We start from the raw sequence: 24,301 nt of genomic DNA on the forward strand, positions 1-24,301 counted from the left end.
GGCATTTTGTTCTATGTGTTTTTCACCACGGATGTTCTTTGACCAGATCTGTGAGTGTAACTCTGCCTGACTTCAAACAGGAAGGCTGTCCTAGAGCAAATCAGACAACTTGTCACAATATGACAAGCTGTCACACACCTGTCAGCTCTTTGTCTTCAGGCAGAATCCCCCACTCAATAAACATCCTCCAGATACCGGCCTTCCGCTCTCAATTGATCCACATCCATGCGCAAGGGCCTGAGAATCTCCTCGAAAACCTGTTTCACCCCGGCGGCCATGTCCCTGCCGCCACACACCAGAACCTGGGCACCGGTATCAATCATCTGCTGCAAGGCGGTCTGATCCTGCCGGAGCCTGTCCTGCACGTAGGCCCTTTCATCGGATCTTGAGAACGCGGTACTCAGCCCCGTTAGCCGGCGATCCTCAAGGTAGTGTCCCAGTTCCGGTTGATAGAGAAAGTCCGAATTCGCACTTCGCCCGCCCCAGTACAGGTACATGGGGTTACGGGCGGTGTTTTTCCGGATAAATCCCGTCAGCGGGCCGATCCCCGCACCGGCACCAATCAGAATGACGGGCACTGTGCCAGTGGCCGGGCGAAACCCCGGATTCTGGCGAATGAAGGCCTCAATACTGTCACCCGGTTTCAGGCCATGCAGGTAACCGGAGCAAAGGCCACCGGGCTGTTTGCGAACGCAGATCTCAAACACACCGTCACTGGCCGACGAAGCCAATGAGTAAAACCGCGCATCCTGCCCCTCCTGTGGCGGCAGGATGCCAAGCAGGTCACCCGCCTCGAACACTGGCAGGCTATTGCGGCCAGACCGGGAAAACCAGCACCGCCATCTCTGCCCCGCGTCTGCCAGCCGGAAGCGCAGTATGCTGGTCGGTGCCTGCACTGCGAGCCCGTAATCCACACGTCCTGCAAGCTCCAGCCGGAAGGTGCGCGGTGGGACCGGATCATGGCTCAGGGAAAGCTGAGCCCCGATCGCAGTGCCAAGCCGGTCACCCCACTCGCTGAACCGGGCAGCGGAGCAGCGGTCAATCAGTTCAACGGGCTGTATCCGGCTCAGCCCCTTGCCGGCGAGCGCTTCATCGACCTCCAGAGCAAACCGGCAGAAGTTCGGGAACTGACGGTCACCAAACCCCAGTACGGCATATTTCAGCGCGCTTCCGGCCCTGAAGTCGCGGAGTCGGTCCATGAATCGCCCGGCAGAGCCCGGCGCATCACCATCACCATAGGTGGAGGTCAGCACGAACAGCATGCCGGCCCTTGGATAGGAATGCGCCAGTGCATTCATCTCCGCGCAATGTACCCGATATCCCGCCTTGGTCAGGCCCGCCTTCAATGCCCGGGCAAAGCCCCAAGTAGCACCGGCCTCCGACCCCACAAGAACAATCACGTCGGCCTCGGCGGCAGCGGCATTGTCCTGGGTCTGTAACGACAACCGGCGCCGCTGCCACCAGATGATCGTTCCGGTCACCGACAGTGCCGGCACGGCCAGCGCGGCCACACCGAGGATCAGGCCCAGCCACCAGAGGCCCTCACCGGTATGCAACCTCATGATCCATTGCTGGACCATGCTGCCGGTGGACCGGGGCTGGAACTGCAGCAGCTCGCCGGTAGCCTGATCAACGAACCCGGAGCCCCCAGTGGTGGTCAGGGAGTACACATCCTGAGGGTCATCCGGATAGGGAAACACGAGTTCCCGGAGATCGTTAAGATCAACCTGTGAGAGCGCCTGAAGCCGATCCACGGGACGGGGTTGGCCCCCGGAAACCTCTGCCGGGAAACCTGGCCCCAGATCGGAGGCCTCGGGTATCAGGCCAAATCGCTGGGCTGACATGAAGCTGCCGGTCAGTGCCGACAGCAACAGCCCCAAAACCGCCAGCCGGGCCATTTCGGCGTGAACCCGTTTGCTGCCGGTGCCGGCCAACGGCCGCATCAATGCTCTCCAGCCACCGCTCCGACGGGCCAGCAATACCATGCCCGATAGGCAGACAAACAACATCAACGCGGCCGAGATGCCCGCTACCATCCGCCCTGGTGTATCCAGCAGGAACGAACGGTGCAGGTCCCTGATCCATACAAAGAACGCCGATGGCTGGTAGGCTCCCAGACGCTCGCCGGTCACCGGGTTGACCAGATCCGCCCCGGCCTGGCCATCCCGGCTGTAGTAAACGACCACCTGGCCGGAGAGGTCACGCACAATCTGTTCAGTACCCGGGTAGTTTGCCACCACCCGTCCTGCCAGCTGGGCAACGCTGGCCTCACCGGCAGGCGGAACCACTGCGCCGGCCCGGTCTAACGCCGGCGCGAGGGCCAGGATTGAACCGGTAACAGCAAGTGTCACCAGAAACACCACCGCAAACAGACCGGGCAGACCGTGCAATTTACGCAACATCAAACTTGCTCCTGGCTAACCATTAAAAATCGTAGCGGAACGAGCGAACGTAACCCCGCCCGGAGACCGGCTTGCCCGCGCCCTCGGTGGTCAGCGGTACCGACACATCGGCCCGGTTGTCCCGCATATCCTCAACCGCGGTGTCGACCAGGACTTCGTGGCCGCTGTCAATCAGCGTGTCATCAAGATCTAGGGTGATTTTCAGGGTTCGGCCGCTGGTGATGCTGGCGCCCGTCAGCCCGTCGTATTCTGCGGGGTCCAGCCTGCTGCCACGGGCCCAGCCGCTCAGATGCTTGTAGTACTTGGACTTTTTGCCGGCAACCCAGAGAGTTCCCTGATACGCACCGGACGCATCCGTCAGGTAGAGGGCCATGTAGGCGCCATCTCCGCCGTAGTCGAGTAACTCGGTTGTGAAGGTCACTTCACGAGCCTGAGCAAGAGCGGGCAAGGCGACTGAGACAGCCAGGCCCAGAGCAAGAAGAATCTTTTTCATACCGTACCTCTCCATACCGTACTTCCGGTATCACGTTGAATTACAGAAACAGCGGGTAAAACAATGGGGGGTTATTCCACGGTCACTGTCGGGCGCCCCTTGACGATGCCATTACGGGGAACCGGACGATCGGCCCGAGCCTTGTCCCGGGCCTGGCCGTCACCTCGGTCATCTCTGTTATCGTCTTCGTCGTCATCGTCTTCCCGCTCCAGATCCATCAGCTCGAAAGTAGCCGGTGCAAACGATGCCTCAGCACTAAAACCTTCCGGGGCCATACCCTTCACTTCATAACAACCGTCATCCACCTTGATGCGGTAAACCGTCCAGCCTTCTGACTCCAGTTTCTGACGCAACTGCTCCCGTGGCTGCCAGTCAGTCATCGGGTCATCACAATCATCGTCCGCCAGCACCGGCGCACTGAGGCACAGTAGCGCGAGGCTGATAATCACAGGTTTGGTTTTCATCGGATGTCTCCTGTTGAGTCCACACCATCTATTCTGGGGCGCAGACCTGACACTGGCCTGAACGCCCCGGAAATGATTAACGGAACTGGAAGGCTTCCTTATGGAAGCGTGACAAACGCAACGGTGCCGCCCGCAATCCCCGCTCCAGGGTCTGCCCCAGTCCTGCCGGGCCACAGAACCAGACTTCGGCCCTGGCACCCGAGGACTTACTGGCAGACAAGGCTTCTGCCGAAAGGCTCTCCCCCATGCTGCTGTCGTGAATCTGCAGCTTGATGCCCGGAAAGTCCTGGCAAAGGGCCTGAAGCCGCTCTACCACCGGGTCCTGGCCCGCGTTGCGGGTGCAGTAATGCAAATCCGCTTCGGGTTCGGGCTGGTTGGCGGCACTCGCCGCTTCGAGCCAGGCGAGAAACGGCGTGACACCAATACCGCCGGCAATCCAGATCTGGTGGGCCTTGCGATTTCTTCGGTTGAAATCGAAGCAACCGTAGGGACCTTCCACGGTCACCGGCTGACCCACCCTGATCTTATGGGCAAGGTTGCGGGTGAAGTCGCCAAGAGACTTGATCAGAAAAGTGACGCGGCCATCACCACCATCGGCACTGGCAATGGTGAAGGGATGAGAGCCTTCCAGCTTGTTGAACGTCACCAGGGCAAACTGCCCGGGCCGATGCCCCCGCCAGGCCTGGCCCAGGTCCAAAGTCACCTCGGTGATATTCGGTTCCGGGGTATCGATGGCTGAGATAGTGCCCTGCACCTGACGATGCCGACCGACTCTTCCGGCCAGTGAAAGCACGCTGGCAAGGCTGCCACCTGATAACAGGGCTGCCATCAGCCAACCGATAGGCTGCTGCCACCAGTCGAGCGGGGCCAGCCAGGCAGCATGGAACGCGAGCAGCAGGTAAAGCGCAGGCATTGCCCGGTGCAGATACCGCCAGTACCGATAGGGGAACTTACGCAACAGGGTAATCAGCAACATGGCGAACAACAGGTAAATGGCAAACTCGCCCACCTCTTCTGCCGCATCTCGCATGGCTTCGACCAACCCCGAATCGTGCTGGTCTTCGAGTCGACTGGCTCCACCGAAGATTGATTCGATGACATCGTCCCCCATCTCGATCAACCAGTGAGCCGCCGCGAAGGTCACCGCAAGAATGCCCGCCCATTTATGGGTTCGGTAGATCTTGTCCAGCCCACCCATGGGTCGTTCAAGCCAGGCCGGGCGTAGGGCCAGCATCATGGTCAGGGACAGTAAGGCGATGGATAACCAGCCGCTGAGCAAGAGGCCCTGATCATAGACGGACCAGGCCCCGCCCGATGTTGTCAGGCTCCATGCCCACAGGCCGGTAACCACAAGAATGAAAGGTAATATCAGCCGGATCATGGTGTCTCCTCTGATCAGTTCCGGGAATCGTCACGATCAGGCTAGCGCCGGAACCTGACAGCCAGCTGAAGCGGATCAGAAAACAGGGCCGATCCTTGACTTTTCAGGCTGCCGTCAGGTTCTGGCTGTAGTATCTTCGTCGGAAATTGCATCAGAGGTGAGCTATGCGGATATTGCTGGTGGAAGATACCGTGGGCCTGGGCGAGGCCGTGCGGGATCAGATCACCGAGGAAGGCCATGCCGTGGACTGGGTGGAGTCACTGAGGTTTGCTGAAGCAGGCTTCCGAACCACCACCTACGATTTGATTCTTCTCGACCTGATGCTCCCGGATGGCCATGGCCTGGATTTTCTGAAAACCATCAGAGCCAGCGGAAACAGCACCCCGGTGATTATTCTCACGGCGCGGGACCAGGTATCTGACCGCATTGAGGGACTGAATGCCGGTGCCGACGACTACCTGATAAAACCCTTTGATCTGTCCGAACTGTCCGCCCGTGTGGCTGCCGTCGCCCGTCGTTACAGAGGCAACCCGAATCCGCGGATCCAAGTGGGTAACCTGGAGGTGGATCTTCGCGATCACCGCATCCAGCGCAATGGTCAACCGGTGGAACTGACCGCCCGCGAGTGGGCCTTGTTTGAGGGCTTTATCCAGCGACCCGGGATGCTGCTTTCAAGGCAGCAACTGGAGGATCGGCTGTATGCCTTCGGGGCGGAAATCGAGAGCAACACCATTGAAGTCTATGTCAGCCGTATGCGAAAAAAGCTGGGGCGCGATGCCATCGTAACGGTCCGGGGCATGGGCTACCGTCTGGAAACCCATGAGTCGTAACCGCAGCCTGCAAAAACGCCTGGGCATTGGCCTCACCCTGGGAGCCACTCTCCTGTGGCTGCTGGGCGTTGCCGCGTCCGGGTTGGTGGCGCAGCATGAAATGAACGAAGTCTTCGACAGCGCCCTTGAGGAAACTGCGCAACGCATTTTGCCGCTGGCCGTTACCGACATCCTGAATCGCGATACCATTACCGGCAATCAAACCGCTCCTGCACTGAAAGAGCATGACGAGTACCTCACCTACGTGGTCAGGGATCGCCAGGGCAACCTTCTGCTGCAGTCCCACGATGCCAACCCCGATATCTTCGCGGAACTGCCCCGCGAAGGTTTCACCAATACCACCACCCATCGCATCTATGTTGCTTCGGCGGTCAACGACACCCTCTACATTGAAGTCGCCGAACCCCTGGCCCACCGGCGCGAAGCCGCGCTGGAAGCTGGCCTGGCTCTATTGGTGCCGCTGATTGTCCTGATTCCGGTCAGCCTGTTCGGGATCTGGTGGGTTGTCCGGTTATCCCTGCGCCCGGTGATCGAATTCCAGCACTCGATCGAAGCCCGGGGAGCCAGCGACCTCTCACCCGTGGACAAAGACGCGCTCCCTGAAGAGTTCGAACCAACAGCGGTTGCCGTCAATCGGCTGCTGGAGCGGCTGAATCGCGCGCTTGACGCAGAACGGAGTTTCACCGCCAACAGCGCTCACGAATTGCGCACCCCACTGGCCACGGCGCTGGCCAAAGTGCAACGGTTGAAAACACAGCTTGAGGATAACCGCCTGAGAGAGAATGTGGCCGAGATCGAAGAGGCGCTGCATGGCCTGTCCACATTGTCCGGCAAGCTGCTCGAACTTGCCAAGGCCGAAGGCGGAGGCGCACTTTCACAAAAACCGCATGACCTTGTGCCGATACTCGCGATGATCACCCGCGACTTTGAACCTCTGGCGCCTGGCCGGATTCGCCTGACTTTGCCGGACCATGAAGTGAACTCCTTCCTGGATCCGGATGCCTTTGCCATTCTGGCCCGCAACCTGATCGAAAACGCTCTGAAGCACGGCTCCATGCAACAGCCCGTCGACATAATCATGACCGACGATGGCAGCGTGAGAGTCTGCAACGGAGGCGACATCGTGCCTCCAGAACAACTGACCCTGCTGCGAAACCGGTTTTCCCGCTACGACACCAAGTCCGCCGGCTCCGGCCTGGGACTCGCCATAGCCGATGCCATTGCTTCGGGTGCTGGTATGACCCTGCATTTGCGCTCGCCGGCAACCGGACGGGCGGATGGTTTCGAAGCAGACATCAATGTAACCCATGCCGGCAGGGATTCTGGCCAGTGTACCTGACCTTGACCGACCTCATTCTGCTGACCAGTATTATTCAGGCGCTGAGTCTGGCCACATTCTTATTGCTTCCACCCAATAATCGACTGGTAAGCAACCAGCTTCTTGTTGCGACACTGGTTTTCTTCGCGGCCGGGCTTGGAGAGATTTTTCTCTACAGCAGCGGACTGGCGCTTGCACACCCCAATCTGGCGTACCTCGGCACCCTTATCGGGCTACTGCAGGCGGGCACGCTCTTTTTATACACCCGGGCTCTGATGTATCAGGATTTCCGCTTGCGTAAGGAGCATCTCGTTCACACCCTACTGTTCTGGGTCGTCGGTGCCATTTTCCTGATCGAGTACTATTTGCAGCCAACCGGCGAAAAACTCCGCATTCTGAACGAACGCGATCATCCGGGCGTGTTGACCTCGCCTCTGCTCGCTGTTGCCATTCACGCTGTTTTCCTCGGGTACCTGTACGCCACCATTCGCACCATCAACCGCTTCGGCCTCAGCCTGCGACAGGTCTTTTCAAGTATCGAAAACAAACAGCTCTCATGGTTAAGACTACTTCTGATTGGCTACGCAATAGCCTGGACAGTCAGTATGTTCTACTGCATGACGGCCCATGTCTTCAAAAGCGCACCGGGCGCCGATTGGGTGGCAGGGGCCGGCGCTGTTACCGGGTTTCTGTTTATCAACTTTTTGATGGTTAATGCGCTTCGACAGCCGGTAATTTTCACGGGGCTGGCAGCCGACCAGGCTGCGCTGCTGGACGACACCACAGTTCCTGAATTTGATCAGCACCTTAAACAGAAACTGGCACAGTTTATGGCAGAGGATAAACCCTATCTTTACTCGAACCTTACGCTGGAGCAGCTCGCTCAAAAAGTCGGAGCCCACCCCAGAGAGGTCTCCCGAGCGATAAACCAGGGGTTCGGGTGCAATTTCTTCGAATTTGTCAGTAGCTACCGCGTACAGGAAGCGAAGCGTCGACTGGCCGATCCTTCGGACACTTCCAGCATCCTGCAGGTGATGTACGATTCCGGCTTCAATTCCAAGTCCGTTTTCAATACGGCTTTCAAAAACAACACTGGTCTGACCCCCAGCGATTTCCGTCGCATGCACACTCGCAACGACAACAACCGCACCCAACCCTCATCGTGAGACCAGCCATGGCGTTCGACTTTGGATGCCCGCAAACAAGAACCTCCAACCCATTGGTTTATATGTCTTTTATGCCTACCACTTTCCAGGTCTGACTTCACGTTTGCGAACGATTCGCCGGGGCGTTTTCCCTAAGCTGGTTCCCAGGTTCCACCGAAACCGGAACTTGTCTCAATCACCAAAACGCGAGGAAACGTCCATGAAAACCAAACTACGAAAAGCCACCTTTACCGCAAGTGCTGCCGTCCTCCTGGGGCTCATGCTGGCAGGTAATGCCCAGGCCCATTGCGATGCGCTGGATGGCCCTGTCATTACCGAAGCCCGGGCAGCGCTCGAAGCCGGTGATGTTACCCCACTACTGAAATGGGTTCCCGCCGAGGACGAGGCCGAAATCAGGCGTGTATTCGCCGATGTCCGGGACATCCGGGGCGAGGGCGAGAAGGTACGCAAAATTGCAGACAAGCATCTCTTTGCAACACTGGTAAAAGTTCATCGTGCCTCCGAGGGTGCACCCTTTACCGGGATCAAGCCGGCAGGGAACATCGACCCCGGACTGAAGGCGGCAGATGCTGCACTAAGCAACGGCGAGATTGACCAGCTGATTGCAAACATCACCCGGAAAATAGAGACCGGGATTCGGGAACGCTATGACCAGGCCCACAACTCGTTGGCCAGCGCCGATCAGAGTGTCAAGGAAGGGCGCCACTTCGTGACCGACTATGTTGACTACATCCATTACGTAGAAGCTGTTCACGGTGCGGCTGGAGCGGGTAAACACGGTCATTGAAGCTGCCGCGCAACGAAAAAAGGGAGGCACGAAGCCTCCCAAGGACACACAGGGGGTCAGCGCCTTCCGGTGCAGAGCCGGAAGGCGCTGGTTTAGTGCTCTTCTGCGGCTTGTACGCCCGGCGCTTCCGGGTCGGCGGTAAAGCCAAGCAATTTGGTACGTTCAATCAGGAAATAGAGGACGGCGCCGGTGGCCAGGCCCCAACCTGCACCGTATACCGCGAGAACCACACCCATAGTGCCGGCGATGCCACGCTCGGTGTTATTCTCCAGCTGCTCCAGGCCTACCATCAGGCAGATATAGCCGGTCAGAAGCAGGGTCAGCGACAGGGCAATGGGCAGTACCGGCTGGAAGAAGCTCACCAGTGGCAGGATAAACAGGGCAATGAAACCGGTAATCCAGAAGGTGCCGCCACCGCTGTAGATGGAGTCCATGGCATTGCGGCCGTACTTGTAGCGCTCGGCCATGGTGGCGGTCACTGCCGTCCAGATCGGGCCTGCCAGGCCCGGATAGGGCGCAAAGAAGGCATGGCCACCATTGCGCAGCGCGGTCACCAGATGCACCCGGTCAATGCTGTTATCGATGTCTTCGTCTTTGCGCAGGTGGTCGACACGACTCATCAGGGACTGACCCACCACAATGTCGCCGAAGGCAATGACATAGGCAATAACGGCCGTCGGGATGGCGTACAGGAACACACTGCTGTCCGGGAAGCCCACCGCAAATGGCAGATAGTTCCACAGTTCGTCGAATGCCGGCTTGGTGATGCCCCACTCCACATCAGGCACTGCGTATTCACCCGTGGCAAAGCCAACCAGAATCGCAACCACCATACCCGGCACCATGCCGTAGTTGGCGATCTTGCGGGCAATGGAATTGCTTTCGACAAAGCCTTTGAACGATACTGAAAACATCAGGTACAGGCACACCAGACCGCCAATGATCAGGGAGATCGGTGTATTGGCCAGGCGGCCGCCCGCTTCGATCTCACCCATCAGGGCCGCGATACCAGCGCCGATGATAATCCCGCCTTTCATGGAGCGGGGAATCAGCTCCACCAGCTTGCTGCCCAGACGGGTAATGCCCAGAACCAGGAAGATAATGAACACCAGGAACTGCAGGGCGAACAGGGCCTGGATGGCCTCGGGGCCGGGCTCATAGTCACTCAGGAACAGCAGAACCACGGGAATACCCGGCGTAATCCAGCCCGGCACCAGGGGCACACCCAGCAGTGCCGGCAGCATGAAACCGATACCACAAATTACCACGTAGGCCAGAGCCACGTCGTAGGGCACACCCAGGTATTTCTCAAGAAGGGGAATCATGGCCAGGCTGACCACAAACATGATCAGGGCCTGCACCATCTCCGCAAATTCCCAGCGGTAATGTACAAACGGCAGACGAACCTTGAAGGGACCGGCCGGCCAGTACGGCTGCTCTTCCCCGTTCTTTCGGTGAAACATTTGCATAAAAAGGTCTCCGGGCTCACGCGGCGCGTGTGCCTGACAGCGTTGTTTTTCTGGTTTAATTCGGCTGCGCCGGGGCCGGCGCAGCCGATCGGGGAATCAGTCCAGTTCTTTGGCCTGGTCCCTCAGCACGAACTTCTGGATCTTACCCGTGGAGGTTTTGGGCAGCTCCGAGAAGACGATGGTCTTCGGTACCTTGAACCGGGCCAGATGCTCGCGGCAAAAGTTGATGATGTCTTCTTCGCTGACATCACCGGCTTCCGGCTTCAGGGTCACAAAGGCGCAGGGGGTTTCGCCCCACTTTTCGTCCGGCCGGGCAACCACAGCTGCCTCAAGCACAGCCGGGTGGCGGTAAAGGGTATCCTCAACCTCAATGGTGGAAATGTTCTCACCACCGGAGATGATGATGTCCTTCAGCCGGTCCTTGATCTCCATGTAGCCGTCTTCGTGCCATACAGCCAGGTCCCCGGTGTGGAACCAGCCACCCCGGAAGGCCTCTTCGGTGGCTTTGGGGTTCTTCAGATAGCCCTTCATCACCGTATTGCCGCGCAGGAAAATCTCACCGATGGTCTTGCCGTCTTTGGGCACTGGCTCCATGGTGTTCGGGTCGCCGACCATCGTGCCTGCCAGAGTGTGATAACGAACGCCCTGACGGGCCTTTTTCCGGGCACGATCATGCAGTGGCAGCGCATCCCACTCGGATTTCCAGGCACAAACGGTTACCGGGCCATAGACTTCGGTCAGACCGTAAACGTGAGTCACCTGGATGCCCATTTCCTCGATGGCACCAATGACCTGGGCGGGGGGTGCCGCGCCTGCTGTCATGGACTTCACGTCGTGATCAATGCCGGCCTTGGCGGATTCAGGCACGTTCAGCAATGCGTTAAGCACAATCGGGGCGCCACACATGTGGGTAACCTGATGATCCCGGATCAGCTGCAGAATCTTCTCGGGATCAACCCGGCGCAGGCAGACGTGAGTGCCGGCCATGGCGGTGATGGTCCAGGGGAAACACCAACCGTTGCAATGGAACATCGGCAAGGTCCACAGGTACACCGGGTGCATGTCCATGGACCAGACTGTCTGGTTGCCGATGGCATTGATGTAGGCGCCACGGTGATGATAGACCACACCTTTTGGATTGCCGGTAGTGCCGGAGGTGTAGTTCAGAGAGATCGCATCCCACTCGTTCTCCGGGAAGCTCCACTGGAATGCCGGATCCCCTTCCTGCAGGAACGCCTCGTAGTCCAGATCGCTGACCTGAACACCCTCGCCATACTCTGGATCGTCCACATCGATCACCAGCGGCTTGGTGTCCAGCCGGCTGACGGCGTCCCTGATCACCTCACCGAACTCCCGGTCGGCAATCACAACCTTGGCCTCACCGTGATCCAGCATGAAGGCGATGGCCTCAGCGTCCAGGCGAACGTTCAGGGTGTTCAGCACCGCGCCAATCATGGGCACCCCGAAATGGGCTTCCACCATTGCGGGAATATTCGGAAGCATGACGGCAACGGTATCACCGCGTCCGATGCCGCGCCCTTTGAGGGCTGATGCCAGACGGCGGCAACGTTCGTAGGTCTGCGCCCAGTTGTAACGGATGGCCCCGTGAATGACGGCGGGATACTCCGGGTAAACCGTGGCGGTCCGTTCGATGAAATCAACGGGGGATTGGACGGCGTAGTTGGCGTCGACGGGCGCCAGGCCTTGATCAAATATCGAGGTCATTGCGTGGTCCTCTTGAGTACTGTTGTTCTTATGGCGTATTCAGGAATATCGCTAAACTAGCTATACTTCGGGCTGGTCAGAATAGTATTGGATAGCAAAAACACTAGAAACTATACCAACGTATTATAGTTAATTTACTATAACGATAAGCCATGAACGATTTTTCCACTCCAAGTGTATTTAGTTTGCATGACGCCGACCCGCAACCCGGTTTGATCCTGGATGCGACAGGCAGCGTTCTGGAGGGCAACCTGGCCAGCCATCATCTTTGCCAGAACGCCAACCTGACCTCGCTGTTCCATATGCTGCCGGTCAACGTTCAGGCGCTTGTGAAGTCGTCCCTGGAGCAGGAACGATCGATCGAGAATGTGGAAGCCAGAATTCCGGCAGACACCACCGAGCGTTTCCTGGTGTGGACGTTCGTCCCCGATATCGGGAGCTCGACGGTTCTGGCGCGGGCCAGAGACGCTACAGACGAAATCATCAACCGGGAAGAAGCGACCCGCTCCAACCGTCTTTACCGGCTGATTACCGAGAACACCACCGACCTCATTTCCCGCCATGCCCCGGACGGACGGTTTATCGATGCCACGCCCGCATCCTGGCGGCTGCTGGGCTACTGGCCGGAAGAACTGAGGGGTAAGCCCCTGGAAGAAATTTTCCGGGGCGATCAGGTGGTTCAGAAGCTGGCTGAAACCCGCAACCAGCTACGGGACGACGGCTACGCCACCATGACTCTGGAGATTATTCACCGGGACGGTTCCCGCCGCTGGTTCGAGATTGCCAGCAGGGCCATTCGGGAAACCTACACTGGCGCTGTGATTGAGGTCATCAGCGTATCCCGGGATATCACCGCCCGGGTAGAGTCCGAGGAGAACAACCGCAGGCTGGCCGACGAACTCGCCCACACCGCCAGGCTCGCCACTCTGGGGGAGCTTGCCTCAAGCATTGCCCACGAGATGAACCAGCCATTGGCCACCATCGTGAACTTTGCCAGCGCCAGCCAGCGCTATCTCAAAGGCGCCCGAACCAATCCCGAATGCCTCGATCGAGTGGACGACGGCCTCCAGAAGATTGTTCACCACGCCAACCGGGCCTCGGAGGTCATCAAACGTTTGCGAGCTTTCCTGCGCAAGGGCCAGAAGCGGACCGCACCAATCGCACTGAACGAAGTCGTCAGCAATGTCGCCCGTCTTTGCCAATGGGAGGCCGAGAAAAACAAGGTGCAGATCCGAGAGAATCTGGCCTGTTGTGCGCCCGTCATCACCGCCGACCCGGTGCTGCTGGAACAGGTGCTGATCAATCTGATCCGCAACGGTATCGAAGCCACTGTTGAGGCTCGCGGTGAGGACAACCCGGGCCCACACTCGCAGATCGCCATAACGACCTGCATCAACGATCAGAACGAAACCCTGATTGAGGTCATCGACGAAGGCCCGGGGCTCGACGCGCAGGGCATTCGCCAGATGTTCCAGCCGTTCTATACCAGCAAGCCCCAGGGGCTTGGCCTGGGGCTCTCGATGAGCCGTTCGATTATCGAAGGCTTTGGAGGCTTCCTGGACGCCAGGCCGGCAGCAACGGGCGGACTCTCCCTGATCTGCCGTTTCCCGGCCAGCCCGGGCCACAAGAACAGAACCTCGAACACGGAGATGCAGCCAGATGAGTGATCAAGCGACACCGGAAGCCACCACCGTCTATGTGGTTGACGACGACGCCGGCATGCTGGAATCCACCCAGTGGTTGCTGGAATCGGTCGGGTTGAACGTGGAAGCCTACAGCGACGGCCGGAAATTCCTGGATGCGGTTGGCAACAAGAAAGCGGGCTGCGTGGTTCTGGATGTGCGGATGCCCGGGCTGGGCGGCCTGAACGTTCAGGAGGAGCTTCAGAAGCGGGGGCTGGACCTGCCGATCATCTTTGTCTCCGGGCACGCCGACGTTCCCATTGTGGTGAGGGCGTTCAAGTCCGGGGCCTTCGATTTCATCGAGAAGCCGTTCAATGAACAACTGCTCCTGGACAGCGTCCAACAGGCGCTGCAGGAACATCAGCAGTCCGCTCCACAGTTGCAGGGTGATGAGGCAACCGAAGCCCTGCTGGCCACCCTCACCCGCCGTGAACGGGACGTGTTCCTGCCACTGGCCCAGGGCTACACGAGCCGGGAAATCGCAGAACAGCTGGATGTCAGTGTCAAGACGATTGATCTCTACCGGGCACGAGTCATGAAACGCCTGGGCGCCGATCGCTTGCCGGATGTGACCGGCACCGCCATTGCCGCCGGCCTTCTCGATCCGCTGGACATGCGTGGCGAGAAAACCTGAACGGCACTAACGCGCCGCAGACTGGACGTCGTGCGCCAGCACACCCAGCCTGGCCACGGCATGCTCGATGCGCTCACTCCAGGGGTTGGCGCTGTTCAGTCTCAGGCAATTGTCGTATTTGTCGGCGGTTGAGAACATCAGCCCCGGCGCCACGTTGATATCCTCCGCCCTGGCCCTGTGGTAAACCTCGGTGCCGGAAACGCCGTCGGGCAACTGGACCCATAGCACAAACCCACCCTGGGGACGGCTCACTGCCGTACCTTCCGGGAAGGCCCTGGCCACAGCAGTCCGCATCCGTTCGGTGGCATCGCGATAGTGCTGCCGGGCTGAACGGAGGTAGCGATCATAGCCGCCCTGCTCCAGAAAATGCGCTACCGCCATCTGTGGAATCGATGACGTGGCCAGATTAACGAAATACTTGTGCTGCCTGGCGCTGGCCATATGCCGCCCCGGCACCATCCAGCCCAGCCGGAGGCCCGGTGAAATAGTCTTCGAAAACGAACTGCAATAAATCACATTGTCCGCCCGATCAAAGGCCTTGGCCGGTTTCGGCCGGTCCCCGGTGTGGTGAAGGTCGCCGTAGATGTCGTCCTCGATCAGCGGAACAGCCGCTGCCGCCAGCATGGAGACCAGCTGCTTCTTGCGCTCGTCGGACATTTGCGCACCCATGGGGTTGCTGTGATTGGTCACGACCACACAGGCTTTGAGGGGCCACTGTTCCAGGGCCAGTTGCAGGCCTTCAAGGCTCAGACCCTCGGAAGGATGCGTTGGAATTTCAATGACCTTCAGTCCGACCACTTCCAGAGCCTGAAGAATGCCGGGGAAAGACGGCGATTCCACGGCCACAATATCTCCGGGCTGGGTTACCGCCCTCAGCGCCAGTATGATCGCCTCCTGGGCGCCATTGGTGGCAAGTACGTCGTCTGGCGTCACCGGCACACCGAGGGTCGCCATCCGCTGGGCGATCTGCCGGCGGAACGATTCCTTGCCGGGAAAGGCATAGTCCAGGGTTTCCAGACCCCGGCGTGCCGCCCAGAGCGTGCTGTGCTGGATCTGGCGGAGCGGCAGGTAATCCGGGTGGGGGATCGCCGTAGCCAGCGGTACCATGCGCTTCTGTTCGTCCGCGCACAGGTCCAGGGTCATCTCCCTTGCACTGACTGGAACCGGACGGCTTCGGTGTCGGCGCATAACAGGCTCGGGGGCGTCCACAGTCGGCAGCCGCACGAAGTAGCCGCTACGTTCCCGGGCCTGCAGGAAGCCCCGCGCCTCCAGCGTCTGGTGTGCCTGGAGGATGGTCGAGATGCTAACCCCGAACTGCCGGCTCAACTGTCGCACGCCCGGTAGCCGTTCGCCGTCCCGGTACACGCCTTCATGAATCAGCCCCTGAAGCTGATCCGCGACCTGGTTGTAGAGAATGCCCATTGCCCGCCCTCGCCTGCGAACCTTCATCGTGATAATGATCTATTGCACCAGAACCCGAGCTGTTCGGTGCAGTACAGATTGCTTCCGATATGACCAGTACAGATCTCACCAAATGCATTCTGTACCGGTTCAAAACCAGATTATCTGAATCTGTTATGGCAGTCAGATCTTTTCCTACAATAGGCTCGAAATCAGATGATATTTCCAAACAGGCCAGCGCTTTGAAATAGGAGAAGAGACCGTGACTTTACCCATCTATCAGGTTGATGCGTTCACCAGCGAGGTGTTCGGTGGCAACCCGGCCGCGGTCATGCCGCTGGACCAGTGGCTGCCAGATAACCTCATGCTCTCGCTTGCCGCGGAGAACAACCTCTCCGAAACAGCCTTTTTCGTGCCTCTTCCGGCCGGCGAGGACGCGGATTTCCATATCCGCTGGTTTACTCCGGGCACAGAGGTACCACTGTGCGGCCATGCCACCCTGGCCAGCGCCTGGATCATCTTCAACAAACTCGGCTGGGACAGAGAGCAAATCCGTTTACGCTCCAAAAGCGGCCCGCTATCCGTCCGGCAATCCGACGACGGCTGGCTGGTACTCGATTTCCCGAATCTGGCCTACGAGGAACAGCCCACGCCGGCCCTGATTCGGGAAGCTCTGGACAGCGCGCCTGATACTGCGTTTTTTGTTCCAAACGACACCAATTACATGGTGGTCCTGAAGGACGAAGACGCTGTGCGGTCTGCGCAACCGGATCTGCGCAAATTAAAGCAACTGGGCAACCAGGGGCTGATCATCACCGCACCTGGCAACAACTGCGATTTTGTCAGCCGCTATTTCGCGCCTGGCGCCGGCATTGATGAGGACCCGGTCACCGGTTCCATTCACAGCGTGCTGGTGCCTTACTGGTCCGAACAACTGGGCAAAACCGAGCTTGAGGCTTGGCAGATTTCTGCCCGGGGCGGTGTACTTCGCTGCGAGTTAAAGGGGGATCGCGTCGACATTGCCGGCCAGGCAGCCTTCTTTATGGAAGGCGCCATTCATTTGTGAGGCACACTTGCAGAGTGCAAATGAAAAAACCGACATGGTCGCCGGTGATAGCTCTGACGGTCAGTTTCGTAAACTTACCCTCAATTCTGAAACAGAGGCGAAGTGATGACAGCGACCAAAGCATTTGCAGCACAGTCACCAACGTCCGGCATGGCACCTCATACCATAGACCGCCGGGATCCACGTCCCGATGACGTTGCGATCGAGATCGACTACTGCGGGGTCTGCCATACCGACATTCATTTTGCACAGAACGACTGGGGGATCACCGAGTATCCGGTTGTCCCCGGCCACGAAATTGTGGGGCGGGTCACGGCCGTTGGTCCCGAGGTCAAAAGCTTTAACGTAGGCGATGTCGTCGGCGTCGGTTGCATGGTGGATTCCTGCCGTACCTGCTCAGCTTGTGAAGCAGGTCTGGAGCAGTACTGCAGCGAAGGCATGACCTCCACCTACAACGGCCAGGAACGCCACGATCACTCCATCACCTTTGGCGGCTATTCCGAGCGCATTACCGTCAGCGAACGGTTTGTCGTTCGCATTCCGGAAAAGCTGGACATCAAGGCCGCTGCGCCTCTGCTTTGCGCCGGCATCACCACCTACTCGCCGCTGCGCCATTATGGCGTCAAAGCGGGCCACAAGGTCGGTGTTATCGGCATGGGCGGTCTCGGGCACATGGGTGTTAAATTCGCCCGGGCACTTGGCGCGGAGGTGACCATTTTCACCCGCTCCGAGAGCAAGGTTCCGGAAGCGAAAAAGCAGGGTGCCGATCATGTAGTGATCTCCACCGATGAAGATCAGATGGCCGCAGCCGCTGAAACCTTTGATTTCATGCTGGACACGGTTCCAGTCCAGCACGATCTAAACCCTTACCTCAACTGCCTGAAGCACGATGGCACTCACATACTGGTTGGCCTGCTGGAGCCGGTAGAGCCACCGGTAGAGGCTGGCGCTCTGGTATTCAAGCGCCGAGTTCTGGCCGGGTCGCTGATCGGTGGCATGCCGGAAACCCAGGAAGTTCTGGATTTCTGCGCAGAGCACGACATCAGCTGCGACGTCGAGATGCTCGACATAAACAACCTCAATGAGGCCTACGAGCGCATGAAAAAAGGCGACGTGAAGTATCGCTTCGTGATCAATATGCAAACCCTGAAAAACGGGTAGCTGCGCAGGAGACCGGGCCTCACGGGCCCGGTCTCCGACTCCTTCTCATCCCGCCACTTCATACGTGGTTACCCCGGCACCACAGACGCCAGCCCCCCATATCCGTATAATTCGCCCACTCAATGTTCGTACCCGGTTTGTGGTTACCCCATGCCTTCACACTACGATGTCATTATTATCGGCGCTGGCGCAGCAGGCCTGATGTGCGCGGCCACTGCGGGCTATCGCGGCCGCAGCGTGCTGGTGTTGGACCACGCCAATAAACCCGGCAAGAAAATCCTGATGTCCGGCGGCGGACGCTGCAATTTCACAAACCTGAACAGTACGCCGGCCAACTTCCTTTCGGATAACCCGCACTACTGCATTTCTGCGCTAAAGCGCTATACCCCCCAGGACTTTCTGGAACTTGTAGACCGCCACGGCATTGAACATGAGGAAAAAACCCCTGGTCAGTTGTTCTGCAAAGACAGCGCCAAGGACATTCTCAATATGCTGCTGACCGAATGCGAGTGGGCAGGAGCAGAAGTGAGAATGAAAACAACGGTCGACCGCATTACCGAAATCGACAGCGGCTACCGCCTGAGCGTCGGCTCCGGCGATCTCACCTGTGAATCCCTGGTGATCGCCACCGGTGGCCTGTCGATTCCCACCATGGGCGCCACCGCATTCGGTTACCGGGTAGCCGAGCAGTTCGGGCTGGACATACTTCCCACCCGCGCGGGCCTGGTACCCTTTACCCTGCAGCCGGAATTGAAAGACCAGCTCGCGCCTTTGTCCGGTGTCAGTTGTCCCGTTGACGTGCAGTGCCATGACCAGCACTTCCGGGAACCGATGCTGGTCACCCATCGCGGGCTCAGTGGCCCGGCGATGCTCCAGATTTCCAGTTTCTGGGAGCCGGGCGACAGCCTGGCCATCGATCTGCTGCCGGCCTGCCGCATCAAGGATGACCTGCTGAACCTCCGGAAAACCCGCCCGCAGTCAACCATTGCAAACTACCTGACCCAGCACCTGCCAAAACGGTTTGCCCAGGCCTTCAACGAACTGCAGGGCTGGACCGGTCCCTTGCAGGGCTACAAGAACAGCGATATTGAGCAGGTTGCCGATGTCCTCGGCCATTGGTCGATCAAGCCGGCGGGAACCGAGGGCTACCGCACGGCAGAGGTTACCCTGGGGGGTGTGGATACACGCCAGCTCTCCTCCAAAACCATGGCGGTGCTGGAGAAGCCAAACCTGTATTTCATCGGTGAGGTAGTGGATGTCACCGGACACCTCGGCGGCCATAATTTCCAGTGGGCCTGGGCTTCGGGTGTGGCGGCCGGCAACAGCGCCTGAGGGCACATCCGACTGCCCAAAGCGACCGTCGAACTGGTAAGCTGAGTTCATGTATTGGCATGACCGGAGAACACACAAGATAGGGGGAACGGATGCTCCAGACCCACAGTGACACCACAACCAGCAATGCCCTCGTTGTCGAAGGTGGCGCCATGCGCGGCATCTTCGCCGCCGGCGTACTCGATGCCTTTCTCGAAAAGCGGCATCAGCCTTTCACGGAAGCCTGGGGCGTCTCCGCGGGCTCAACCAATCTCATCGGCTACCTCTGCGGCCATCACGGCCGAAATCATCGAGTAATCACCGACCACGCCTGTCGGCCGGAATTCATCAACTGGGGGCGTTTCTTCCAGGGCGGGCATTTGTGCGATGTTCACTGGCTCTGGCATCAGTCTTACCAGGAAGTACCACTCGATCTGGAACGCTACCTGTCTGGCACCACCAAACTCTGGGTGGCAACCACGTCGGTGGTGACCGGTGAGGCCCGGTATTTTCCGGTCGACGACCAGAACATCCACAACGTGCTCACCGCCTCCTGCTCCATTCCCCTGGCCTACCGTGATTATCCAAGAGTGGAGGACGAGCCCATGAGTGATGGCGGAATTGCCGATTCCATTCCGGTTGCGGAGGCCTATCGCCGGGGAGCCCGGGATATGACGGTGGTGCTTTCCCGACCGCTGGGCTATGAGAAGAAGCCGTTGGCGTTTCCGGCGCTCACCAAGCGGATGTTCCGGGAGCAACCGGGGCTCGCCGAGGCCATAATCCGGCGGGGCGAAAGATACAACGAGACACTGGAATTCATTCGAAATCCGCCGGAGGACTGCCGGCTCCGGATTATCGCGCCACCGGAGAATTTTCCGGTAAGCCGGTTGACCACGGATCTGAACAAGCTGGATCTGGGGTATCAGCAAGGCCACCGCGCCGCGATGGCCTATCTTGCGGAATTGGCCCAGGAAGTGGCCTAGCGAAGGACGACCAGGGGCTTTCTGGCGGTTTCCAGCATCCTGGTGGTTGTACTGCCCACCAGGAACTGACGGATGCGGGAGTGCCCGTAGGCGCCCATCACCAGAATGTCGATATCATGTTCTTCCTGGTAAGCGTGCAATGTGGGTTCCACATCACCGGCGCGGATCGCCAGAGTGATCTCGGATTCCAGCCCTGCCAGCATTTTCTCGGCTTTTTTGAGCTGCTCCCAACGGTCATTGGTATCCGCTCCAACCATCACCAGATGCAATGGCATGCCTTTGAGAACCGGGCTGCCGGCCAGCAATTCCACACCCTTGAACGCCGTGGCACTGCCGTCGAAGGCCAGCATGGCACTGCGAGGCTGGGTGTACTCATCCGACACCAGGAGAATCGGGCGATGCATGCTGCGAATCACCGTCTCCAGCTGGCTGCCAATGTGAGTGCCACGCTCCGAGCTGCTCTCACCGTGCAGCCCCATGACCAGCAGCCGGGTCTGATTCTCCAGCGCCAGCAGGGACTCGGTCAGGTCCCCATGTCGCTGTCTCTGCACCACGTCTGAGATGCCAGCTTCGCCAACCCGCTTTTGGGCTTCATCCAGCATGTGGTGGCCGTGTTCCAGGGCCAGCTTGGCGCGCTTGCGGTCCAGCTCTGCCAGGTCTTCGAGCAGCTGTTCACGGCTGCCCAGACCAATGTTGCCAGCCAGATCCGGCTCCGCCGGATAACGTTCCTCGTCCAGCACGTGCAGCAGCATCATGGGCGTTTCCATGTGCTTGCTGGCCCAGGCTGCGTAATCGCAAACCGCCGGCGCCGCCTGGGAGCCATCAATACAGGCAACTACTCGTAACATCTCAACCTCGCCTTCATGATCCTTGTGATTGTTATTCTGACTGCGATCGCTGTTGGATTCCTTGGTCTGTGTCATGTCAGTGCCCCATCAGCAGGTCAACGGCGTCCGGCTTGTCGTGCACGCCAAAGCGGTCAACAATCGTGGCACTGGCTTCATTCAGCCCGATAACCTCAACTTCCGCGCCTTCCCGGCGGAACTTGATGACCGCCTTGTCCAGGGCACCGACTGCGGTGATATCCCAGAAATGGGCCCGGCTCAGATCAATGACCACATTATCGACTGCTTCCTTGAAATCAAAGGATTCCGTGAATTTTTCCGAGGAACTGAAAAACACCTGGCCCACCACTGTGTAGGTGCGGGTATCGCTTGCTTCATCCAGCTCAGAGGTCACCAGCATGTAATGGCCAACTTTGTTGGCAAAAAACAGGGCCGCCAGCAGAACGCCGGCCAGAACGCCGAACGCCAGGTTATGGGTGGCAACCACCACAATCACCGTAACAACCATCACGATGTTGGTTGAAAGCGGATGTTCCCGCAGGTTCTTGATCGAGCCCCAACTGAAGGTACCAATCGACACCATGATCATCACAGCAACGAGGGCCGCCATGGGGATCTGGACCAGCCACTTGTCCAGCACCAACACCATAATCAGCAGGAACACACCGGCAGTCAGTGTCGACAGCCGGGTACGGCCGCCGGATTTGATATTGATAATGGACTGCCCGATCATCGCGCAGCCCGCCATACCACCAAGCAGGCCGGAGCCGATGTTGGCAATGCCCTGACCCTTGCACTCACGGTTGCGGTCACTGGTGGTGTCGGTCAGGTCATCGACGATGGTTGCGGTCATCATCGATTCCAGCAGCCCCACAACAGCCAGCCCCACGGAGTACGGCAGGATGATCATCAGGGTTTCCAGGTTCAGGGGCACATCCGGCCACAGGAAGATCGGCAGAGTATCGGGCAATTCGCCCATATCACCGACCGTGCGGATGTCGAGGTTCAGGTACATGGCAACGCCGGTCAGAACCACAATGCACACCAGAGGTGAAGGCAGGATCTTGCCGATCCGGGGCAGCAGCGGGAACAGGTAGATGATGCCGAGGCCGGCCGCCGTCATGGCGTAGACATGCCAGGTAACATTCGTCAGTTCGGGCAGCTGCGCCATAAAAATAAGGATGGCCAGGGCGTTTACAAAACCGGTTACCACCGAGCGCGAGACGAACCGCATCAGGCCGCCGAGCTTAAGGTAGCCAGCGGCAATCTGAAGAACACCGGTCAGCAGCGTCGCAGCAAGGAGATACTCGAGACCATGCTCTTTAACCAGTGTCACCATCAACAGGGCCATGGCGCCAGTGGCTGCCGAAATCATGCCGGGACGGCCACCCACGAAGGCAATGATCACCGCAATACAAAAAGAGGCGTAAAGACCCACTTTGGGATCGACACCGGCAATGATCGAGAAGGCAATGGCCTCCGGGATCAGTGCCAGCGCCACGACGATACCGGCGAGCACATCGCCACGAATGTTCGAAAGCCAGTTGGCTTTTAGGGAATTCACCATAATGTCGGGTTTCCGGATTGCTGTGGAGATAAAAAAACTGAGATAAAACCGTCGATTGCACCCAACCTATCTCACGTTGGCTACAGGGATATGTCTCAGGGGATTAAACCAGAGGAAGAGGAAGCTGAGCGCTAGGGCGGAAGGATCGTCACGGTTTCAGTTTGCTGCACGGTTGATGAAAATCAGGTAACTGCGAATTTCAGGGTCGCGAAGCTTACCAGACCCCTAACGGGAAAGTAAGGCGGTTACGGGAATCTTCTTAGAGGTGTAACGACCGGTTGCACCTGCTGCTATCATCAACATATTCAATTATTAACAGGAGCCTACGCCCTCCCATGGATGATCTTGCTTCCCAGTTTCTGGCCGGAAACCAGACCACTCTCGACCTCGCCGTTGCGCTTTTGCTTGGCGCCATCATTGGCCTGGAGCGGGGATGGGATGCCCGGGAACAGAAATCCGGCGAGCGAATTGCCGGCATCCGCACCTTTGCCCTGGTAGGCCTGCTTGGCGGTATTTCCGCGGTATTGGCACAGGAAATCACGGAATGGGCGTTTCCCGTGCTTCTGGTCAGTGTCGTGGCCATGGCCATCGTGGCCTACAGCGAGCGCCTTGAGCATATCCGTAATTTCAGCATCACCGGTATGGTTGGCATGGTGCTGACCTTCTGCTTCGGTGCGGTGGCGGTGGCAGTGGACCCGGTCATCGCCACGGCCGCAGCGGTGGTAACCGCAATCATTCTGGACAACAAGGAAGAAATCCACGGTTGGGTCAACAAGCTGAAGGAACATGAACTGGATGCCGCTCTCAAGCTGCTGCTGATTTCCGTGGTCATGCTGCCGTTGCTGCCAAACGAAAAGATGGGGCCTGGCGGGGTTCTGAATCCCCGGGAAATCTGGTGGATGGTGGTGATGATCGCCTCCATTTCCTTTGTCGGCTACTTCGCCATACGGGTGGCCGGCACCCGCAAGGGCATCCTGTTTACCAGCCTGTTCGCCGGGCTCAGCTCCTCCACTGCCCTCACCCTGCACTTCGCCCGTCAGGCCTCGAAGAACCCTCAGCTCAATGCCCAGTTCGCCACCGGTATCCTGATTGCCTGCGGTACCATGTTTCCCAGAATCCTGGTGTATTGCCTGGTGATCAACCGTGACCTGCTGCCCAGCCTGATCTGGCCGGTGGTGGTCATGACCGCTCTGCTGTATGGGCCGGCGCTGCTTATCTGGCGCCGGAACAATCGCCATACGCAGGTCAGTCAGCCAACCCTCAACCAGAACCCGCTGGATCTGACCTCGGCGCTGGTATTCGGCGTGTTGCTGACCGCGATCCTTCTGCTGGGCGAATTTCTGGGCAACTGGCTGGGCGACGCCGGCATCTATGTTCTGGCAGCAACCTCCGGCATTGCTGACGTAGACGCCATTACCCTCTCCCTCACCCGCATGTCCAATAACAACCTGGCCACGAGCACTGCCGTGATCGGTATTGTTATCGCCGCCGCCACCAACAATCTGGTGAAGTCCGCGCTGGCGGGCTTTATCGGCAACCGCCAGACCGGGTTGCTGGTTGGCATCCCCATGGTGCTCTCGCTGGGCGCGGGACTGCTGGTCGCCTGGCTGCAATAA

Annotated in this window: 19 protein-coding genes and 1 pseudogene; 11 read left to right on the plus strand and 9 right to left on the minus strand. The window is 58.8% G+C overall.

The annotated features are described in order from the left end of the window. Positions 1–173 precede the first annotated feature (173 nt). The 4 genes from AC13E3_RS09560 to AC13E3_RS09575 form a co-directional block, all read right to left on the minus strand. Positions 174–2,402 (minus strand): PepSY domain-containing protein, encoded by a 2,229-nt coding sequence (locus AC13E3_RS09560; RefSeq protein WP_482901950.1) that lies wholly within the window; start codon positions 2,400–2,402, stop codon positions 174–176. 22 nt (positions 2,403–2,424) lie between these two features. Beyond that, entirely contained in the window at positions 2,425–2,895 is a 471-nt protein-coding gene (locus AC13E3_RS09565; RefSeq protein WP_092031727.1) for a DUF2271 domain-containing protein, read from the minus strand. 71 nt (positions 2,896–2,966) lie between these two features. Then, positions 2,967–3,359, minus strand: coding sequence for a PepSY domain-containing protein (locus AC13E3_RS09570; RefSeq protein WP_482901951.1), 393 nt, complete (start codon positions 3,357–3,359; stop codon positions 2,967–2,969). Between the two features lie 76 nt (positions 3,360–3,435). Continuing rightward, positions 3,436–4,740 (minus strand): ferredoxin reductase family protein, encoded by a 1,305-nt coding sequence (locus tag AC13E3_RS09575; RefSeq protein WP_092031516.1) that lies wholly within the window; start codon positions 4,738–4,740, stop codon positions 3,436–3,438. Positions 4,741–4,904: 164 nt separating this feature from the next. On the opposite strand from AC13E3_RS09575, the gene AC13E3_RS09580 reads away from it, so the two are divergent. The 4 genes from AC13E3_RS09580 (at position 4,905) to AC13E3_RS09595 (ending at position 8,841) form a co-directional block, all read left to right on the plus strand. Beyond that, positions 4,905–5,570, plus strand: a complete 666-nt coding sequence (locus AC13E3_RS09580; RefSeq protein WP_092031514.1) for a response regulator — start codon at positions 4,905–4,907, stop codon at positions 5,568–5,570. Further along, positions 5,560–6,909, plus strand: coding sequence for an ATP-binding protein (locus tag AC13E3_RS09585; RefSeq protein WP_092031511.1), 1,350 nt, complete (start codon positions 5,560–5,562; stop codon positions 6,907–6,909). The genes AC13E3_RS09580 and AC13E3_RS09585 overlap by 11 nt, the downstream gene beginning before the upstream one ends. Further along, a complete protein-coding gene (locus AC13E3_RS09590; RefSeq protein ID WP_092031508.1) occupies positions 6,900–8,054 on the plus strand; it encodes a helix-turn-helix domain-containing protein in 1,155 nt (384 codons plus the stop codon). Before AC13E3_RS09585 ends, AC13E3_RS09590 begins: the two co-directional genes overlap by 10 nt. Positions 8,055–8,253: 199 nt before the next feature. After that, positions 8,254–8,841 carry a DUF6448 family protein gene (locus tag AC13E3_RS09595; protein ID WP_092031505.1) on the plus strand — a complete coding sequence of 196 codons (588 nt, stop codon included), beginning with the start codon at positions 8,254–8,256 and terminating at the stop codon, positions 8,839–8,841. A 674-nt stretch (positions 8,842–9,515) separates the two neighbouring features. On the opposite strand, the pseudogene AC13E3_RS09600 reads toward AC13E3_RS09595, so the two are convergent. Beyond that, positions 9,516–10,310: pseudogene (locus AC13E3_RS09600) on the minus strand (xanthine/uracil/vitamin C permease); the annotation flags it as partial. Positions 10,311–10,406: 96 nt separating this feature from the next. Continuing rightward, complete coding sequence (locus AC13E3_RS09605) at positions 10,407–12,035, minus strand: acyl-CoA synthetase (protein ID WP_421862402.1); 1,629 nt, start codon at positions 12,033–12,035, stop codon at positions 10,407–10,409. A 152-nt stretch (positions 12,036–12,187) separates the two neighbouring features. Between AC13E3_RS09605 and AC13E3_RS09610 the strand changes: the two genes are divergently transcribed. Further along, complete coding sequence (locus tag AC13E3_RS09610) at positions 12,188–13,702, plus strand: PAS domain-containing sensor histidine kinase (RefSeq protein WP_482901952.1); 1,515 nt, start codon at positions 12,188–12,190, stop codon at positions 13,700–13,702. After that, entirely contained in the window at positions 13,695–14,351 is a 657-nt protein-coding gene (locus AC13E3_RS09615; RefSeq protein ID WP_014576512.1) for a response regulator transcription factor, read from the plus strand. Before AC13E3_RS09610 ends, AC13E3_RS09615 begins: the two co-directional genes overlap by 8 nt. 6 nt (positions 14,352–14,357) lie before the next feature. On the opposite strand, the gene AC13E3_RS09620 is transcribed toward AC13E3_RS09615, so the two are convergent. After that, positions 14,358–15,773 (minus strand): aminotransferase-like domain-containing protein, encoded by a 1,416-nt coding sequence (locus AC13E3_RS09620; RefSeq protein ID WP_092031500.1) that lies wholly within the window; start codon positions 15,771–15,773, stop codon positions 14,358–14,360. 241 nt (positions 15,774–16,014) lie between these two features. Between AC13E3_RS09620 and AC13E3_RS09625 the strand changes: the two genes are divergently transcribed. The 4 genes from AC13E3_RS09625 to AC13E3_RS09640 all read left to right on the plus strand — a co-directional run bounded on the left by AC13E3_RS09625 (position 16,015) and on the right by AC13E3_RS09640 (position 20,273). After that, positions 16,015–16,818 (plus strand): PhzF family phenazine biosynthesis protein, encoded by an 804-nt coding sequence (locus AC13E3_RS09625; protein ID WP_092031498.1) that lies wholly within the window; start codon positions 16,015–16,017, stop codon positions 16,816–16,818. Between the two features lie 105 nt (positions 16,819–16,923). Beyond that, positions 16,924–17,979, plus strand: coding sequence for an NAD(P)-dependent alcohol dehydrogenase (locus AC13E3_RS09630; protein ID WP_092031495.1), 1,056 nt, complete (start codon positions 16,924–16,926; stop codon positions 17,977–17,979). Between the two features lie 150 nt (positions 17,980–18,129). Beyond that, positions 18,130–19,311, plus strand: a complete 1,182-nt coding sequence (locus AC13E3_RS09635) for a BaiN/RdsA family NAD(P)/FAD-dependent oxidoreductase (RefSeq protein WP_092031492.1) — start codon at positions 18,130–18,132, stop codon at positions 19,309–19,311. A gap of 92 nt (positions 19,312–19,403) precedes the next feature. Beyond that, entirely contained in the window at positions 19,404–20,273 is an 870-nt protein-coding gene (locus AC13E3_RS09640; RefSeq protein ID WP_092031489.1) for a patatin-like phospholipase family protein, read from the plus strand. On the opposite strand, the gene AC13E3_RS09645 is transcribed toward AC13E3_RS09640, so the two are convergent. Then, positions 20,270–21,196 (minus strand): universal stress protein, encoded by a 927-nt coding sequence (locus AC13E3_RS09645; protein ID WP_092031486.1) that lies wholly within the window; start codon positions 21,194–21,196, stop codon positions 20,270–20,272. The two genes, AC13E3_RS09640 and AC13E3_RS09645, sit on opposite strands and share 4 nt — an antisense overlap. Before the next feature lies 1 nt (position 21,197). Next, a complete protein-coding gene (locus AC13E3_RS09650; protein WP_482901953.1) occupies positions 21,198–22,685 on the minus strand; it encodes a SulP family inorganic anion transporter in 1,488 nt (495 codons plus the stop codon). A 335-nt stretch (positions 22,686–23,020) separates the two neighbouring features. Between AC13E3_RS09650 and AC13E3_RS09655 the strand changes: the two genes are divergently transcribed. After that, positions 23,021–24,301, plus strand: a complete 1,281-nt coding sequence (locus AC13E3_RS09655) for an MgtC/SapB family protein (protein ID WP_092031483.1) — start codon at positions 23,021–23,023, stop codon at positions 24,299–24,301.

Source organism: Marinobacter sp. L-80 (assembly GCF_056859395.1).

Coding starts and splice junctions, on each gene's coding strand:
- AC13E3_RS09565 (WP_092031727.1), bottom strand. CDS start 2,895: ATGAAAAAGATTCTTCTTGCTCTGGGCCTGGCTGTCTCAGTCGCCTTG.
- AC13E3_RS09620 (WP_092031500.1), bottom strand. CDS start 15,773: ATGGGCATTCTCTACAACCAGGTCGCGGATCAGCTTCAGGGGCTGATT.
- AC13E3_RS09645 (WP_092031486.1), bottom strand. CDS start 21,196: ATGACACAGACCAAGGAATCCAACAGCGATCGCAGTCAGAATAACAAT.
- AC13E3_RS09630 (WP_092031495.1), top strand. CDS start 16,924: ATGACAGCGACCAAAGCATTTGCAGCACAGTCACCAACGTCCGGCATG.
- AC13E3_RS09580 (WP_092031514.1), top strand. CDS start 4,905: ATGCGGATATTGCTGGTGGAAGATACCGTGGGCCTGGGCGAGGCCGTG.
- AC13E3_RS09585 (WP_092031511.1), top strand. CDS start 5,560: ATGAGTCGTAACCGCAGCCTGCAAAAACGCCTGGGCATTGGCCTCACC.
- AC13E3_RS09635 (WP_092031492.1), top strand. CDS start 18,130: ATGCCTTCACACTACGATGTCATTATTATCGGCGCTGGCGCAGCAGGC.
- AC13E3_RS09575 (WP_092031516.1), bottom strand. CDS start 4,740: ATGATCCGGCTGATATTACCTTTCATTCTTGTGGTTACCGGCCTGTGG.
- AC13E3_RS09615 (WP_014576512.1), top strand. CDS start 13,695: ATGAGTGATCAAGCGACACCGGAAGCCACCACCGTCTATGTGGTTGAC.
- AC13E3_RS09655 (WP_092031483.1), top strand. CDS start 23,021: ATGGATGATCTTGCTTCCCAGTTTCTGGCCGGAAACCAGACCACTCTC.
- AC13E3_RS09595 (WP_092031505.1), top strand. CDS start 8,254: ATGAAAACCAAACTACGAAAAGCCACCTTTACCGCAAGTGCTGCCGTC.
- AC13E3_RS09560 (WP_482901950.1), bottom strand. CDS start 2,402: ATGTTGCGTAAATTGCACGGTCTGCCCGGTCTGTTTGCGGTGGTGTTT.
- AC13E3_RS09610 (WP_482901952.1), top strand. CDS start 12,188: ATGAACGATTTTTCCACTCCAAGTGTATTTAGTTTGCATGACGCCGAC.
- AC13E3_RS09640 (WP_092031489.1), top strand. CDS start 19,404: ATGCTCCAGACCCACAGTGACACCACAACCAGCAATGCCCTCGTTGTC.
- AC13E3_RS09650 (WP_482901953.1), bottom strand. CDS start 22,685: ATGGTGAATTCCCTAAAAGCCAACTGGCTTTCGAACATTCGTGGCGAT.
- AC13E3_RS09570 (WP_482901951.1), bottom strand. CDS start 3,359: ATGAAAACCAAACCTGTGATTATCAGCCTCGCGCTACTGTGCCTCAGT.
- AC13E3_RS09605 (WP_421862402.1), bottom strand. CDS start 12,035: ATGACCTCGATATTTGATCAAGGCCTGGCGCCCGTCGACGCCAACTAC.